This is a genomic window from Streptomyces sp. NPDC002825, from assembly GCF_040295385.1.
Classification (GTDB): Bacteria; Actinomycetota; Actinomycetes; order Streptomycetales; family Streptomycetaceae; genus Streptomyces.
Genome location: NZ_JBEOVH010000005.1, coordinates 141,793 through 157,266, shown reverse-complemented (window position 1 = coordinate 157,266; position 15,474 = coordinate 141,793). Strand labels below are relative to the sequence as shown.

The 15,474-nt window shown below is 73.1% G+C and carries 18 protein-coding genes; 12 read left to right on the top strand and 6 right to left on the bottom strand.

The features are described 5' to 3' along the window. Positions 1 to 4 precede the first annotated feature (4 nt). Complete coding sequence (locus ABT041_RS09225; protein ID WP_030686168.1) at positions 5 to 307, bottom strand: urease subunit gamma; 303 nt, start codon at positions 305 to 307, stop codon at positions 5 to 7. Between the two features lie 163 nt (positions 308 to 470). Further along, positions 471 to 1,103 carry a TetR/AcrR family transcriptional regulator gene (locus ABT041_RS09220; protein ID WP_351181482.1) on the bottom strand — a complete coding sequence of 211 codons (633 nt, stop codon included), beginning with the start codon at positions 1,101 to 1,103 and terminating at the stop codon, positions 471 to 473. A gap of 104 nt (positions 1,104 to 1,207) precedes the next feature. Here ABT041_RS09220 and ABT041_RS09215 point away from each other — a divergent pair, with 104 nt between their 5' ends. Then, positions 1,208 to 2,203: a serine/threonine-protein kinase gene (locus tag ABT041_RS09215; RefSeq protein WP_351181479.1), complete on the top strand. Its 996-nt coding sequence runs from the start codon at positions 1,208 to 1,210 to the stop codon at positions 2,201 to 2,203. 89 nt (positions 2,204 to 2,292) lie between these two features. On the opposite strand, the gene ABT041_RS09210 is transcribed toward ABT041_RS09215, so the two are convergent. Continuing rightward, on the bottom strand, positions 2,293 to 2,571 hold the full coding sequence (locus ABT041_RS09210; protein ID WP_351181476.1) for a type II toxin-antitoxin system Phd/YefM family antitoxin: 279 nt from the start codon (positions 2,569 to 2,571) through the stop codon (positions 2,293 to 2,295). A 63-nt stretch (positions 2,572 to 2,634) separates the two neighbouring features. On the opposite strand from ABT041_RS09210, the gene ABT041_RS09205 reads away from it, so the two are divergent. The 3 genes from ABT041_RS09205 (at position 2,635) to ABT041_RS09195 (ending at position 4,567) form a co-directional block, all read left to right on the top strand. Continuing rightward, positions 2,635 to 3,252: a ClpP family protease gene (locus ABT041_RS09205; RefSeq protein ID WP_351181474.1), complete on the top strand. Its 618-nt coding sequence runs from the start codon at positions 2,635 to 2,637 to the stop codon at positions 3,250 to 3,252. Between the two features lie 7 nt (positions 3,253 to 3,259). Beyond that, positions 3,260 to 3,565, top strand: coding sequence for a hypothetical protein (locus tag ABT041_RS09200; RefSeq protein WP_351181471.1), 306 nt, complete (start codon positions 3,260 to 3,262; stop codon positions 3,563 to 3,565). Between the two features lie 525 nt (positions 3,566 to 4,090). Then, on the top strand, positions 4,091 to 4,567 hold the full coding sequence (locus tag ABT041_RS09195; protein ID WP_351181468.1) for a C40 family peptidase: 477 nt from the start codon (positions 4,091 to 4,093) through the stop codon (positions 4,565 to 4,567). A 67-nt stretch (positions 4,568 to 4,634) separates the two neighbouring features. On the opposite strand, the gene ABT041_RS09190 is transcribed toward ABT041_RS09195, so the two are convergent. Both ABT041_RS09190 and ABT041_RS09185 read right to left on the bottom strand, forming a co-directional pair. After that, positions 4,635 to 5,072 carry an ATP-binding protein gene (locus tag ABT041_RS09190; protein WP_351181465.1) on the bottom strand — a complete coding sequence of 146 codons (438 nt, stop codon included), beginning with the start codon at positions 5,070 to 5,072 and terminating at the stop codon, positions 4,635 to 4,637. Positions 5,073 to 5,242: 170 nt separating this feature from the next. After that, entirely contained in the window at positions 5,243 to 6,514 is a 1,272-nt protein-coding gene (locus ABT041_RS09185; RefSeq protein ID WP_502976423.1) for an 8-amino-7-oxononanoate synthase, read from the bottom strand. Between the two features lie 368 nt (positions 6,515 to 6,882). Between ABT041_RS09185 and bioB the strand changes: the two genes are divergently transcribed. From bioB to ABT041_RS09145, 8 genes are all read left to right on the top strand, one after another. After that, positions 6,883 to 8,112, top strand: a complete 1,230-nt coding sequence (gene bioB / locus ABT041_RS09180; RefSeq protein ID WP_351181462.1) for a biotin synthase BioB — start codon at positions 6,883 to 6,885, stop codon at positions 8,110 to 8,112. Further along, positions 8,105 to 9,385, top strand: coding sequence for an adenosylmethionine--8-amino-7-oxononanoate transaminase (locus ABT041_RS09175; RefSeq protein WP_351181459.1), 1,281 nt, complete (start codon positions 8,105 to 8,107; stop codon positions 9,383 to 9,385). Before bioB ends, ABT041_RS09175 begins: the two co-directional genes overlap by 8 nt. A gap of 156 nt (positions 9,386 to 9,541) precedes the next feature. Continuing rightward, on the top strand, positions 9,542 to 10,273 hold the full coding sequence (bioD, locus tag ABT041_RS09170; RefSeq protein ID WP_351181456.1) for a dethiobiotin synthase: 732 nt from the start codon (positions 9,542 to 9,544) through the stop codon (positions 10,271 to 10,273). 89 nt (positions 10,274 to 10,362) lie between these two features. Next, complete coding sequence (locus tag ABT041_RS09165; protein WP_351181453.1) at positions 10,363 to 10,707, top strand: VOC family protein; 345 nt, start codon at positions 10,363 to 10,365, stop codon at positions 10,705 to 10,707. An 11-nt stretch (positions 10,708 to 10,718) separates the two neighbouring features. Next, positions 10,719 to 11,372 carry a class I SAM-dependent methyltransferase gene (locus tag ABT041_RS09160; RefSeq protein ID WP_351181450.1) on the top strand — a complete coding sequence of 218 codons (654 nt, stop codon included), beginning with the start codon at positions 10,719 to 10,721 and terminating at the stop codon, positions 11,370 to 11,372. A 40-nt stretch (positions 11,373 to 11,412) separates the two neighbouring features. Next, positions 11,413 to 11,841, top strand: coding sequence for a GNAT family N-acetyltransferase (locus ABT041_RS09155; RefSeq protein ID WP_351181447.1), 429 nt, complete (start codon positions 11,413 to 11,415; stop codon positions 11,839 to 11,841). Positions 11,842 to 12,016: 175 nt separating this feature from the next. Then, a complete protein-coding gene (locus tag ABT041_RS09150; protein WP_351181444.1) occupies positions 12,017 to 13,354 on the top strand; it encodes a hemolysin family protein in 1,338 nt (445 codons plus the stop codon). Beyond that, a complete protein-coding gene (locus ABT041_RS09145; protein ID WP_351181441.1) occupies positions 13,351 to 14,370 on the top strand; it encodes a hemolysin family protein in 1,020 nt (339 codons plus the stop codon). Before ABT041_RS09150 ends, ABT041_RS09145 begins: the two co-directional genes overlap by 4 nt. 48 nt (positions 14,371 to 14,418) lie before the next feature. Here ABT041_RS09145 and ABT041_RS09140 read toward each other — a convergent pair whose 3' ends face one another. Further along, positions 14,419 to 15,450, bottom strand: a complete 1,032-nt coding sequence (locus ABT041_RS09140) for a maleylpyruvate isomerase family mycothiol-dependent enzyme (protein WP_351181438.1) — start codon at positions 15,448 to 15,450, stop codon at positions 14,419 to 14,421. Between the last annotated feature and the right edge of the window lie 24 nt (positions 15,451 to 15,474).

Below are 15,474 nucleotides of genomic sequence, written 5' to 3'. Positions count from 1 at the left end.
CCCGTCAGACGATGGGGTCGTGGACGGTGACGAGCTTGGTGCCGTCCGGGAAGGTGGCCTCGACCTGGACGTCGTGGATCATCTCCGGGATGCCGTCCATGACCTCGTCGCGGGTGAGCACCTTGCGTCCGGAGGCCATCAGCTCGGCGACGGTGCGGCCGTCCCGGGCGCCTTCCAGGATGTGGGAAGTGATGAGCGCGACGGCCTCGGGGTGGTTGAGCCGCACACCGCGGGCCCGGCGCTTCTCGGCCACGTCGGCCGCCACGTGAATGAGCAGGCGCTCCTGCTCGTGCGGGCTCAGCTGCACTCTTCCACCTCACAGTCGTCGACCGGGACGGGACCCGGACAGCTGCGGACCCTACCGACGGTCAACACTCTGTTGAACTGCGGAGATGCGGTGCGCGGCCAGACATTGCACGTTAGGGCGGAAGTTTTTCCGGCTCGTTAACTCCGGCTTTGCATTTCCATGATCATCCGAGCGAGTGCGGTTCCTCGGGTACGGACATCGACATCAGGCCACGCAGTCCGTCCTCCAGGATCTCCACGGACACGTCACCGAAGAGCGCCTGCTGGGCGATGAAACCCTGGGCGGTGGCGATCAGGGTGCGTGCCACATGGTCGGCGGGGACGTCGGCGCGGAGGAGGCCGTTCTCCCGGTAGGCGGTCACGAGCCTCGTCCAGGCGACCCGCATCCCGTCGTAGCCCTCGGAGAGCGTCGCGGCCAGCCGCTCGTCGCGCAGGGTCTCCGTCCAGACCTGGATGATCAGCCGCGCGAAGGCCGGACGGTCGGCGCCCTCGATGCGCTCCTCCAGGAAGAGCCGGAGCACCGCGCCGAGGAGGACGTCGGGCGTGGGCGGCGGGGTGGCACGGGACGCCTCCTCGAAGGCGCCCCGGATGCCGGCGAAGGCCTCGGTCGCGATGGCCCCGATCAGTTCCTCCTTGCCGCGGAAGTAGCGGTAGACCGCGCCCGCGGACAGGCCCACCTCGGCGAGCACGTCCTGCATGGACGTGGCGTGGAAGCCGTTGCGGGCGAAGCAGCGCGCGGCGCCGTCGAGGATCTGACGGCGGCGGGCGTCGAGGTGTTCCTGGGAGACACGTGCCATGGTCCCGAACTTAAAACGAATATTCATTCTTGACAACTTCCGGGCGGCGGAGCACGCTGAGCTCACGTAAAACGAACGATCCTTCGCTTTGAATCGAGGCCGTCATGCCCGCCGCCACCACCCCGCCGGCAGCCGGACGCAGAACCCTCGCGGTCTTCGTCCTGATCCCGGTCGTCGCCGCCCTCGCCCTGGCCGTCTTCGCCTGGCCGGCCGCGCGCATCGCACCCCGCGACCTGCCGATCGGCGTGGCCGGGCCCGCCGCCGCGGCCGACGCGGTCGAGCAGCGGCTCGGCCGGCACGAGGGGGCCTTCGAGATCCACCGCTACGAGGACGCCGAGGCCGCCCGGGCCGCGATCGAGGACCGCGATGTATACGGAGCCGTGGTCGTCACCCCGACGGGTACGGAGCTCCTCACCGCCTCCGCGGGAAGCCCCGTCGTGGCCGGGCTGCTGCGCGAGGCCGTGGCCGCGCAGGCCCCGGCCGGGACACCGGTCCCGGTCACGGACGTGGTCGCGGCACCTTCCGGCGACCCCCGGGGCGCCGTGCTCGGCGCGAGCCTGCTGCCCCTCGCCATCGTCGGGGCGGCCACCGGCGCCGCCACCGTGCTGCTCGGCCTGCGCGGGGCCAGGGCGGTCGCGACCCTGGTCGGCGCCTCGGCGCTCGGGGGTCTGGTGGGCGCGGCGCTCGCGGACAGCTGGCTAGGGGCGCTGACCGGTGACTGGTGGGCGGAGGCCGGGGTCCTCGGCCTGACCGTCCTGGCGATCGGCTCGGCCTTCGCGGGGTTCGCGACGCTCCTCGGCAAGGCCGGCTTCGGACTCGCGGCCACGCTGACGATCCTGCTCGGCAACGCGTTCTCGGGGATGTCGAGCGCGCCGCAGCTGCTGCCCACCGGGGTGGGCGCCCTCGGCCAGTGGCTGCCGCCCGGCGCCGGCGGCTCGGCCCTGCGGTCCGTCTCCGCCTTCGACGGCGCGGCGGCGGGCGGCCCGCTCCTCGTCCTCTCCCTCTGGGCGCTGGCCGGGCTGACGGCGACCGCGTTCGGCGCGCGGCGCCGCACGGAGGCGACCCCCTCGGCGGAGCCCGCCCCGGTGCCGGTGGGCTGAGGCCCGCACCCGAAGACGGCCGCGTACCCCCGCTGTAGCGGACGGGGGTGCGCGGCCTTTCGCGTGCGGTCAGCGCGCGCCGGGCGCGGTCAGGAGGCGCCGGGTTCCTGGTGGTGGGCGGCGATGCCGAAGCGGCGCCGTTCGCCGGGAGCGGAGTCGACGGGGTGGAGGCCGGAGAGCGAGCTGACCACCTGCTCGTCGGCGGGCTTCTCCGCCGCTTCGAGTTCTTCCAGGTCAGCGGCGGAGACCAGGGCGACGAGCGGCTTCCCGTGGCGGGTGACCACGACGCGTTCACCGCCGTACACGACGCGGTTGATGAGGTCGGCGAGCTCAGCCCGCGCTTGCGTCACCGGGATCTCGTAGGTCATGCTCCTCATCTTACGGTCTGTACGTCCTGTACATTTTTTACAGACAGCTGGAGGTGCTCAGCCATGGACGCGCGCTACGTTCTGCCCGAGTTCACGGAGCGGACCGGTTTCGGAACCCGCACCCTCGATCCCTACTCGAAGCTCCTCGAATCCCGGATCGTCTTCCTCGGCACACCCATCGACGAGACCTCGGCCAACGACGTCATCGCCCAGTTCCTGCACCTCGACTACGCGGCCCCCGGCCAGGACATCGCGCTGTACATCAACTCCCCCGGCGGCTCGATCAGCGCCATGACCGCGATCCACGACACGATGCGGACGCTCTCCTGCGACGTGGAGACCACCTGCCTCGGCCAGGCCGCCTCCACCGCCGCCGTGCTGCTCGCCGCCGGCACCCCCGGCAAGCGGCTCGTCCTCCCCGGCGCCCGGATCACCCTGCGACAGCCGGCCATGGACGAACCCCTCCAGGGACAGCCGAGCGACCTCGACATCCACGCGCGCGAACTGCTCAGGCTGCGCGCCCTGGTGGCCGGGATGCTCACCGAGTACACCGGGCAGGACCGCGAGCGGATCGACGCCGACATCGACCGCCTCACCGTCCTCGACGCACCGGCGGCCGTCGCGTACGGACTGGTGGACCACGTCGTCACGAGCCGGCGCGACGCCGGCGCGGCGCGGTGAGCCGGCCGTGGTGCCCGAGCTGCCGCCACTGCCCGCGCTGACCCGCGCCGAGGGCGACTTGATCGACGCGTACCTCGAAGTCGTCGACCTGCTGGGGAAGATCAACCCATCCAGGGGTACGCATACCTATGGGGCATTGCGCGCGGCACAGGCCCTGGTGGGACGCGCGGTCGCACTGCGCGAGGCCCTGACCCTCATGCATATGCGGGGCGAGAGCGAGGTCCACGCGGACACTCTGGCGCGCGCCCTGAGGGTGTTGGACGGTGAGCGCCGCGCCGACCGCGTCACCGTCCCCCGCGCACGGGCGAGTTGACATTCCGGCATGTCGTGTCGAGGTCCGGTCGGCCGACACGGATCGCAGAATCGCTCCCTCGTTCGGCGTAGTCGACGAGTCGACATGTGCACGGGGTGAGTTGCGCAACAGGTGTACGCATCTGGCGGAATGGGACGTTCCGGCGCTGGTGCGAGGCTCGTCGCCCAAACCTCCGACGATCACGAAAGCAGCCTGTCCACCCGAATGGATCAGTCGTGAGGAGCCTCACATATCGCCGTTTCAGCTCGGATTTCGCCCCGGGTGTGGGTCAAGATCCCTGTCGACGACAAGCCCCCGCCATCCGGGGCGGGGCGGTCCGGGCGGACGCCGAGTCCTGCCGCTGTCCCGGGCGTCTGGTCGACAGGAGTGGATCGGCAGGAGTGGAGGACCCGAGCAGTACGGGACGTACACGCTGTTCTCGCAGCGGGAACGTCCCTTGGGGTGAAGCCGCAGCCGCGGCCGGGCATCTTCGCCAGTCCGAACCCGACAGGTCATCCTTCGCAGGCGGCTGACGAAGGGTTGCGCATGACTGCGCAGATGCACGTCCCGTCCCTGCTGTCCCGGGCCGGAGCCGTCTCGGCTCTCACCCTCGCCGCCGTCGGCGGCACGCTGCTCGCACCAGGTGCGGCACCCGAGGCCCAGGCAGCCACCACATACGCGAACAAGGCACTGAGCGTCGCCGCGTCCAAGAAGGGAGCCCCGTACCGGTACGGAAGCGCCGGACCCACCAGGTTCGACTGCTCCGGTCTGACGCTCTACGCGTACAAGCAGGCGGGCAAGTCGCTGCCCCGCACCGCGCAGCAGCAGTACAACAAGACCCGGCACATCTCCGCGTCCAGCAGACAGAAGGGGGACCTGGTCTTCTTCCACTCCGGCGGAAGCGTCTACCACGTGGGCATCTACGCCGGCAGTGGCAAGATCTGGCACTCACCCAAGACGGGATCCTGGGTGAAGCTCGACAAGATCTGGACGTCGAAGGTCTACTACGGCCGCGTCCGATGACGCCCGCCGGGCACTGACCCCGCCCCAGGGGTGCGGTGGCGCCGCCGCACCCCTGCGCCGGGACCCTCTACACGTACGAGGCGGCCGCCGAGGTCCACGGGAGTGTGATCCAGACCGTCTTGCCGCCCTCCTCGGTCGGTGTGACCGAGAGCCGGCCGCCCGCTTCCGCCGCCAGGGAGCGGATGATGACCATGCCCCGGCCGTTGTCCTGCTGGACGGCCGCCGGGAGCCTGCGGGGCCAGCGCGGATGGCTGTCGGTGACGCCGATGTGGAGCCGCTCCTCGCGCTCCAGACGGACGTCGACCGTGAAGGTGGGCGACTGCCCGAAGGTGTGCAGGACGGCGTTGGTCGCCAGTTCCGAGACCATCAGACGGATCGCGTCCGCCAGGTCGTCGGCACCGTCGAGGCCCCAGCCGTCGAGGACCTCCGCGACGAACCGCCGGGCCGTGGGGACCGACGCGGGGTCGCTCGGCAGAGTGACGGATGCTTCCTGATGGTCTGCCATGGCGACGCTGTCCCTTTCCCGCCGGGGCTTCCGCCCCGGATCGCGCTTCGCGTCAGAGTGCCACCGATCGTGCCGCCCCGGCAGGCGTTCCACCAAGATATGTCCCCATCTGTCGCCCGAAGCGGTGAACTCTGCTGCCTGTGACCGCCCTTGGAGCCGCCGACGGTCCGTCAGGCCTCGGGCGCGGTCCGCAGGATCGTCTCCACCGCGCGCGCGATCTCCGCGTCCGTCAGATCGGCCCGGGCCGTGAGCCGCAGCCGCGAGATGCCGTCGGGGACGGACGGGGGCCGGAAGCAGCCGACCGCCAGGCCCTGTTCGCGGCAGTCCGCCGCCCACCGCAGCGCCGCGTCCGGGGAGGGCGCGTGGACCGAGACGACGGCCGCGTCGGGCCGGGCCGCCGTGAGACCGGCCTCCGTGAGCAGCTGGTGGAGCGTGACGGCGACGGTACGGGCCCGCTCGGCGAGGCCCGGCTCGGCCGCGATCAGACGCAGGCTCGCGAGCGCGCCGCCGGCGGCGGCCGGGGCGAGCCCGGTGTCGAAGATGAAGGTGCGGGCCGCGTTCACCAGGTGCTCGATCACCCGGGCCGGTCCCAGCACCGCCCCGCCCTGGCTGCCAAGGGACTTGGAGAGGGTGAGGGTGGCGACGACGTCCTCGTCGCCCGCGAGCGCCGCCTCGTGCAGGGCGCCCCGGCCCCCCTCGCCGAGGACGCCGAAGCCGTGGGCGTCGTCGACGACGAGTCCGGCGCCGTGCGCGCGGCAGGCGTCGGCGAGCCTGCCCAGCGGGGCCTTGTCGCCGTCGACGGAGAAGACGGAGTCGCTGACGACCAGGGCCCGGCGCCCCGGGTGGGCGTCCAGGGTCTTGGCGACGGCCTCGGGGTCGGTGTGCGGGACGACGGCGGTCTCGGCGGGCGCGAGACGGCAGCCGTCCACGATCGAGGCGTGGTTGGAGGCGTCCGAGACGATCAGCGAGCCCCGGCCGGAGAGCGCGGTGAGCGCGGCGAGGTTCGCGGTGTAGCCGGAGGAGAAGACGAGGGCCGCCTCGAAGCCGCAGAACTCGGCGAGTTCGCGCTCCAGGCGGGTGTGCAGCCGGGTGGTGCCGGTGACGAGCCGCGAGCCGGTGGAGCCGGCGCCCCAGCGCCTGGCCGCCTCGGCCGCCGCCTCGGTGACCTCGGGGCGGCGGGTGAGGCCGAGGTAGTCGTTGCTCGCCAGGTCCAGGAGGTCCGACTCGGCCGCCCGGGGGCGCAGCGTCCGGACGAGACCGGCCTCGGCCCGGCGGCGCGCCTCGGCGTCGGTCCAGCCGAAGGCGGCGCGGCGCGGGCCCGCGGCGCGTGCGTCGTCGGCGCTCGGGGCCGTGGCGCGTCCGTCGCTGGCGCTCGGGGCCGTGGCACGTGCGTCGTCGGCGCTCGAGGCCGCGTCGCGTCCGTCGCCGGCGCTCGGGGCCACGGCACGTGCGTCGTCGGCGCTCGAGGCCGCGTCGCGTCCGTCGCCGGCGCTCGGGGCCACGGCACGTGCGTCGTCGGCGCTCTGGGCCGTGAGCCGCACGTCCTCGGCGCTCGGGCCCTTGGCACGTCCGTCGTCGTCGGTCGGGCTCGTGGCGCGTCCGTCGTCGGTGCCCGCGGCGCGTGCGTCCTCGGCGCCCACGGCGCGTGCGTCCTCGGCCAGTGGCATGCGGCGATCCTTTTGTAGGCAGCGCACAGACCCTAACCGCAGGATGCCGAGGTCGGGATGTGGTCATCCACACACCTCTATCCGGGGCGTTTGTTCGGATCCTCCTTGGCCCGAGGGCGGGCGGTAGGCAAGGATCTGCGGTTATGGACCTGCTGAACACGCTGGTGGAGAAGGGGCTGCGGCGCGAGCTGCCGACCCGTGAAGAAGCGCTCGCCGTACTGGCGACCTCCGACGACGAACTGCTCGATGTGGTGGCGGCCGCCGGAAAGGTGCGCCGTCAGTGGTTCGGGCGCCGGGTGAAGCTCAACTACCTGGTCAACCTGAAGTCCGGTCTCTGTCCCGAGGACTGCTCGTACTGCTCGCAGCGGCTCGGCTCGAAGGCCGAGATCCTCAAGTACACCTGGCTGAAGCCGGACGAGGCCTCCCAGGCCGCGGCGGCGGGTGTCGCGGGCGGCGCCAAGCGTGTCTGCCTGGTGGCCAGCGGCCGCGGTCCGACGGACCGGGACGTGGAGCGCGTCGGCAAGACGATCGAGGCGATCAAGGAGCAGAACGAGGGCGTCGAGGTGTGCGCCTGCCTCGGTCTGCTCTCGGACGGCCAGGCGGAGCGGCTGCGGGAGGCCGGTGCCGACGCGTACAACCACAACCTGAACACGTCCGAGGCGACGTACGGCGACATCACCAAGACCCACACCTACGCGGACCGTGTGGACACCGTGCAGAAGGCGCACGCCGCCGGCCTGTCGGCCTGCTCCGGTCTGATCGCGGGCATGGGCGAGAGCGACGAGGACCTCGTCGACGTCGTCTACGCCCTGCGCGAGCTCGACTCCGACTCGGTGCCGGTCAACTTCCTCATCCCCTTCGAGGGCACCCCGCTCGCCAAGGAGTGGAACCTCACCCCGCAGCGCTGCCTGCGGATCCTCGCGATGGTCCGGTTCGTCTGCCCCGACGTCGAGGTGCGGATCGCCGGCGGCCGCGAGGTGCACCTGCGCACGATGCAGCCGCTCGCGCTGAACATCGCGAACTCGATCTTCCTCGGCGACTACCTGACCAGCGAGGGCCAGGCCGGCCAGGCCGACCTGGACATGATCGCGGACGCGGGCTTCGAGGTGGAGGGCGCCGGCACGACCACCCTCCCGAAGCACCGCGCGGACGCGCTCGCGGCGGCCGGTGCGGCGGGCGGCTGCGGCTCGACGGCCTCGGCGGGCTGCGGCTCCGAGGCCTCGGCCGGCTGCGGCTCGCACGCGGAGGAGGGCGCCGGCTGCGGCCCCTGCGGCGGTCACGCTCCGGCGGCTCCCGCCGTGAACGAGGCCCGCACCGACCTGGTGGCCGTGCGCCGCCGGGGCGCCGGCACGGACCTCGCGCCGAATGCGTAACGACGAACTCCTCGCCCTGGACCGGGCGCACGTCTGGCATCCGTACGGCCCCATGCCGGGCCGCGCGGAGCCGCTGGTCGTCGCGTCCGCGTCCGGGGTGCGCCTCCGGCTCGCCGAACCCGCCGAGGGCCAGGCCGAGTTGGTCGACGGCATGTCCTCGTGGTGGTCGGCGGTCCACGGCTACAACCACCCCGTCCTCAACGAGGCGGTGCGCGGCCAGCTGGACAGGATGAGCCACGTCATGTTCGGCGGGCTCACCCACGAGCCGGCCGTCCGGCTCGCCGCCCGGCTCGTGGAGATCACCCCGGAGCCGCTGCGGCACGTCTTCCTCAGCGACTCGGGCTCGGTCTCCGTCGAGGTCGCGGCCAAGATGTGCCTGCAGTACTGGCGCTCCCTCGGCCGCCCCGAGAAGCAGCGGCTCTTCACCTGGCGCGGCGGCTACCACGGCGACACCTGGCAGCCGATGTCCGTGTGCGATCCCGAGGGCGGGATGCACCAGCTGTGGTCGGGGGTGCTCCAGCGGCAGGTCTTCGTGGACGCGCCGCCGGTCCCGTACGAGGAGTCGTACGCGGAGCTGCTCCGCGCCCGGATCGCCGAGCACGCGCACGAGCTGGCCGCGGTGGTCGTGGAGCCGGTCGTGCAGGGCGCGGGCGGCATGCGTTTCCACGACCCGGCGTATCTGCGGGTGCTGCGCGAGGCCTGCGACGCGCACGACGTGCTGCTGGTCTTCGACGAGATCGCGACCGGGTTCGGGCGGACGGGCACGCTGTTCGCCGCCGACCAGGCCGGGGTCTCCCCCGATGTGATGTGCGTGGGCAAGGCACTGACCGGCGGCTACCTGTCGATGGCGGCGACGCTCTGCACGAGCCGCGTCGCCGAGGGGATCTCGCGCGGCGAGGTCCCGGTCCTGGCGCACGGGCCGACGTTCATGGGCAATCCGCTGGCATCGGCGGTCGCCCTCGCCTCGATCGACCTGCTGCTCTCCCAGGACTGGCAGGTCGAGGTCAAGCGGATCGAGACGGGCCTGCGGGACGGCCTCGCCCCGGCGGCCGACCTCCCGGGCGTGCGCGACGTGCGGGTGCTCGGCGCGATCGGCGTCGTCCAGCTCGACCACGAGGTCGACATGGCGGCGGCGACCCGCGCGGCGGTCCGCGAGGGCGTCTGGCTCCGCCCGTTCCGAGACCTGATCTACACGATGCCGCCGTACGTGACGGGTGACGAGGACCTGGCCAGGATCTGCACGGCGGTGCGAGCGGCGGCGCAGGCGGGCTGACGCCGTTGTGGCGGGGGCGCCTTTTCCGTTGTGGGCAATCGTTCCGCAGGGCGGAACGGGTGGGCACAGCGGAACGGCGCCTCTGCGGGCGCCTCCGCCCGCCTGTACCTACGGCGCCCACGTGCTCGGCGCCCGCAAGCAAGGAAGGGACACCCCATGACCGTCATCGTCGTGACCGGCACCGGCACGGAGATCGGCAAGACCGTAGTAACCGCAGCACTCGCCGCCGCCGCGACCGCCGCCGGCAAGTCCGTCGCCGTCCTGAAGCCCGCCCAGACCGGCGTCGGGCCGGACGAGCGGGGCGACGCCGACGAGGTCGTACGTCTCTCGGGCGCCGCGACCTCCGCCGAGCTGGGCCGTTTCCCGGAGCCGCTGGCCCCCGGGACGGCCGCCCGGCGGGCCGGGCTCACCCCGGTCGGGCCCGAGGAGGTCGCCGAGGCCGCCCGGAAGCTGACCGCGGAGCACGACCTGGTGCTCGTGGAGGGCGCGGGCGGGCTGCTCGTCCGCTTCGACGAGGAGGGCGGCACGCTCGCCGACGCGGCCGCGCTGCTCGGCGCACCGGTCCTGGTGGTGGTGCCGGCCGGCCTGGGGACGCTCAACTCGACGGCCCTGACGGCCGAGGCGCTGCGGACCCGTGGGATCGAGCAGCTCGGTGTGGTCGTCGGCAGCTGGCCGGACGCGCCGGACCTGGCGGCGCGCTGCAACCTGGCGGACCTGCCGGAGGCGGCGGGCGCTCCGCTGCTCGGAGCAGTACCGGAGGGTTCGGGGGCGCTGGACCCGGCGGAGTTCCGGGCGGCGGCCGGCGGCTGGCTGGCACCGGAACTCGGCGGCACGTGGGACGCGGCGGAGTTCACGAAGACACAGGCGGCACCGCCCTCCGTCGGCTGACTGCTGACGGCTGACGGCTGACGGCTGACGGCTGACGGCTGACGCCCTACGCAGGGCGCGGAAGCCCCCCGTCTCCGTACGCTGACGATATGCGCGCACGAGTTCAGGAGATCGTCTTCGACTGCGCCGCCCCCGAGGCGCTCGTCCGCTTCTGGGCCGGCCTCCTCGGCGGCGAGCCCGTCGACCGGAGCCCCGACTGGTCGTACGTGGATCCGCCGGAGTTCGTACGGATCGCCTTCCAGCGGGTCCCGGAGGGCAAGGCCGCGAAGAACCGGGTCCACCTCGATGTGGAGGTGGTGGATCCGGCGCGGGCGGCCGGGGAGGTGCTGCCCCTCGGGGCCGTGGCGGTCGGCGGGCTCGTGACCGACGAGCAGGGCTCCTTCCAGGTCATGCGGGACCCGGAGGGCAACGAGTTCTGCTTCGTGACGGGATGAGGGGACGGACGATGACGCACCCCGGCCCGCCCCCACGTGTCCACCACCCTCTCTTCGCCCGCTTCTACGCCCGGTTCAGCGTCTCGGCCGAGGCGCGCGGCGGCCTCGGTGCCCTGCGGACCGAGCTGCTCGCGGGGCTCTCCGGCCGGGTCGTGGAGATCGGCGCGGGGAACGGCCTGAACTTCGCGCACTACCCGGCCGGGGTCACCGAGGTCGTGGCCGTCGAGCCGGAGGCCCATCTGCGCCGGCTCGCCGAGGAGGCCGCGCGCCGGGCCGCCGTCCCGGTGACCGTGGTGTCGGGTGCGGCCGAGGCGCTGCCGGGGGCGGACGGCTCCTTCGACGCGGCGGTGGCCTCGCTCGTGCTGTGCACCGTACGGGACGTGCCGGAGGTCCTGGCCGAGCTGCGGCGGGTGCTGCGGCCGGGCGGTGAGCTGCGGTTCTTCGAGCACGGGGCGGCGGACACGCGGGGGCTCGCGCGGGTGCAGCGGGGCCTGGACCGCACGGTCTGGCCGCTGCTGTTCGGCGGCTGTCACACCTCCCGTACCCCGCTGGCGGCGATCGAGGCGGCGGGCTTCGAGCTCGTCACGTATCGCTCCTTCGACGTTCCGGAGCAGGGTCCCCGGCTGCCGTCCTCGCCCTGCGTCCTGGGCACGGCACGGCGGTAATCCCTGGCAGGGCCGGCGCGCCTCGTGATGGGATCGGGCCATGATCGATGTGAAGATCCGCGCCGCCGTGACCGACGAGGCGGAGGCCGTACTGGCCTTCTGGCGGGAGTCCGCCGAGGGCACGTCCATCTCCGACGACGTGCACGGGGTGACCCGGCTGCTGGAGCGCGATCCCGAGGCGCTGATTCTGGCCACGCTGCCCGACGGGCGGATCGTGGGGTCCGTGATCGCCGGCTGGGACGGCTGGCGTGCCTCGCTGTACCGGCTCGCCGTGCTGCCCTCGCACCGGCGGCAGGGCATCTCGGCCGCGCTCCTGCGCGCGGCGGAGGATCGCTTCGCCGCGCTCGGTGGGCGCCGCGCGGACGCGATGGTCCTGGTGGCGAACGAGACGGCGCACGCCGCGTGGGGGGCCGCGGGGTACGAGCGCCAGGAGCAGTGGCGCCGATGGGTGAAGCCGTTCACGAAGTAGTCGGGACGGGGGGACCACCACCCCACTTTGCCGATCCTTTACCATGGTGTCCCATCCCGACGACCGAAAGGTGTGTACGTCCGCCCATGGGCGAGCCTCCCAGTAGCACTGGTTCCGAGCGTCGACATCGAGCGATCCCTCTCCCGCTGACTGATCATGGGACGGAGGTGAACCGATGACCGAAGTGCTTCTGCTCGTCGTGGCGCTGCTGCTCGCTCTCGCGTGCGGCGCGTTCGTCGCGGCCGAGTTCTCCCTGACGACGGTCGAGCGCGGCGAGCTCGAAGCGGCCGTCGAGCGCGGCGAGCGGGGGGCGGCGGGCGCGCTCAAGGCCGTCCGCTCCCTCACCTTCCAGCTCTCCGGCGCCCAACTGGGCATCACCGTGACCAACCTGGTCGTCGGCATGCTCTCCGAGCCCTCGATCGCCAAGCTGATCAGCGGCCCCCTGGAGTCCATCGGACTCTCGCCCTCGGCGGCCTCCTCGGTCGCCCTCGTCCTGGGCACCGCCCTGTCGACCGTCGTCCTGATGGTCGTCGGCGAGCTGGTCCCGAAGAACTGGGCGATCTCCTCGCCGCTGGCCGTCGCGAAGGTGGTGGCCACCCCGCAGCGCGTGTTCACGGCCGCCTTCAAGCCGCTGATCAGCCACCTCAACAACACCGCGAACCGGATCCTGCGCCGCCTCGGCATGGAGCCGACCGAGGAGCTCGCCTCCGCACGCTCCCCGCAGGAGCTGGTGGCGCTCGCCCGGCACTCCGCGAAGGAGGGCGCCCTGGAGGCGGACACGGCCGAGCTGTTCGTCCGTACCCTCAACCTGGCGGAGCTGACCGCGGAGAACGTGATGACGCCCCGCGTGCAGGTCACCGCCCTTGAGGTGCAGGCCACCGCCGAGGACGTCGCCAACGCGACCCGGGCGACCGGCCTGTCCCGCTTCCCCGTCTACCGGGGCAGCCTCGACGCGGTCGTCGGCATCGCCCACATCAAGGACGTGCTCGCGATACCGGCCGAGGACCGGCACCGCCGCCGGATCGGCGAGATGCTGCGCGAGCCGCTGCTCGTGCCCGAGACGCTCACCGTGGACCGGCTGCTCGACCGCCTTTCGGGCAAGCAGACGATGGCCGTCGTCATCGACGAGTACGGCGGCACGGCCGGGGTCGTCACCCTGGAGGACATCGTCGAGGAGGTCGTCGGCGAGGTGCGCGACGAGCACGACCCGCACGAGACGCCGGACCTGGCGCGGGCGGGCGAGGACGCGGACGGGCGCGAGCTGTGGTCCGCCGACGGCGCCGCCCGTACGGACCAGCTGGCCACGATCGGCCTGCGGGTGCCGGACGGCCCGTACGAGACGCTCGCGGGCGTCCTCGCGACGGAGCTCGGCCGCATCCCCACCGCCGGCGACAGCATGGAGCTGGCCGGCTGGCGGCTCGACGTCGTCGACGCCTCGGGCCGGCGCGCCGCGCGCGTGCTGCTGCACGCCCCGGCGCGGCACCACATCGAGGACGGGGAGACGGGCCGATGATCGCGATCCAGCTGTTGATCGGTCTGCTGACGCTGGTGGTCAACGCCTTCTTCGTCGGCGCCGAGTTCGCCCTGATCTCGGTCCGCCGCAGCCAGATCGAGCCCCTGGCCGACTCCGGGAACCGGCGGGCGCGCAGCGTCATCTGGGGCCTGGAGCACGTCTCCGCGATGCTCGCGGCGGCGCAGCTCGGCATCACGCTGTGCACCCTGGTCCTCGGCATCGTCGCCGAGCCGGCCATCGAGCACCTGCTCGAACCGGTCTTCGACGCGGTCGGCGTGCCGCACGGCGTGGCCGCGACGATCTCGTTCGCGATCGCGCTGGCCCTGGCGACCTATCTGCACATGCTGCTCGGCGAGATGGTGCCGAAGAACATCGCGCTGGCCGAGCCGACGCGCTCCGCGCTGCTCCTCGGGCCGCCCCTGGTGACGCTCGCGCGGGCGCTGCGGCCCGTGATCTTCGCGATCAACGCCTTCGCGAACGCCCTGCTCAAGCTGTTGCGGGTGGACACCAAGGACGAGGTCTCGGCGACCTTCTCGGACGACGAGCTGGCCCGGATGGTCACGGACGCGGGCGACGCGGGTCTCCTGGACGACCGGGCCGCCGAGCGCCTGCACGACGCCCTGGAGCTTGGCCGGCGGCCCGTGCGGGACGTCGTGATGCCGGCGGAGAAGGTGGTGTACGCGCAGGTGGGCACCACCCCTGAGGAGCTGGAGGCGCTGTCGGCGCGGACCGGGTTCTCCCGCTTCCCCGTGCTCGACGCCGAGCGGCGCATCCTGGGCTATCTGCACGTCAAGGACGCCCTGGACGTCACCCCGCGCGATCTGGCGTTCCCGGTGTCGGCGCTGCGGCCGATCGCCCGGGTCCGGGCGGCGACGCCGCTGGACGACGTCCTGACCGCGATGCGCCGCAGCCGGACGCATCTGGCGGCCGTGCTCGACGAGGACGGCAAGCCGGCCGGTCTCGTGGCGATGGAGGACGTGCTGCGCGAGCTGGTGGGACGCCCCGCCGCGCCGTGACACCCGCGGCGGAGGGCCCCGGGACGGATCCCGGGGCCCTCCGGCGTGTCAGAGCGCGGTGGCGGCGAGCCAGTCGTCGAGCAGATCCCGGTCGCCGGTGTGGGTGAAGCGGGGGTCGTCCGCCGCGTAACGGCGGTGCAGCAGGAGCAGCAGCTCGCCGGTGTCGGCCGCGACCCCGGCGGTCGGCTCGCCGCCGTCGGTCCCCCGGGTCCAGGTGAAACCTCCCCCGCCGAGGGCGAGGGTCCAGACGGCGCCGGTGTCGCGGGCGGCGAGACGGAGGACGGCTCCGTCGCGGTCGAGGTGGGCGAGGGGCTCGGCGATCCAGGGGATGTACGGGGCGTTCCCGAGGAAGTGGTCGATGGCGTCGGCCGCCGTGCCGGGGTCGAGGGGTCCCGCCGTCCCGGCGACGGCGAGTTCGGCGTCGGCGAGGTGGACCAACGTCTCGAAGAGCACATGGCGGGGGTAGTGGCGGACGTGCGGGTCGGCACCGGGCGACCAGACCGGAGCGTCCGGGTCGGCCTCGCGCGCGGTGGCGGCGAACCGCTCGGCGCCGGCGGCGAGCCAGTCGGGGTACGCGGCGGGGTCGGCCGGAAGGTCGAGCGGGACGTCCCGGGCGAGGACCCGGACGGTGGCCCGCGTCCGTACGAGGTGTCCGGCCCAGTGGTGCACGGTGCCGAGGTGCCGGGTGAGGTCCGCGAGGGTCCAGCCGGGGCAGGTCGGGACGGGGGTCGCGGGGTCGGCCGCGCGGACGGTCGCGGCGAAGCGCCGGGCGGTCTCCAGGGCGGCCTCGCAGGCGGCGGCGTGGGCGACCCCGGCCGGCCCCTCGGTGAGGCCGAAGCCCTCGGAGACCTTGAGCAGCTCGTCCCGCCAGGGGCCCTCGGGCTGCCGCAGCGCGGCCTCGCGGAAGAGTCCGTCGAGGGTGCGGCGGTCGGCGGCACCGAGCCTGCCCAGGGTGTACGCGGTGCTCTCCAGCCACTTCACGGCCGTGTCCGGGTCGAGGTCCTCGTCGTCGGAGGTCTCGACCACCGTCACCAGTTCCGCCAGCGCCTCGGCCAGCGTGCTCAGGAGCGCGTCGCTCATCGGGTTTCCCCTCCCGGGTTCTCC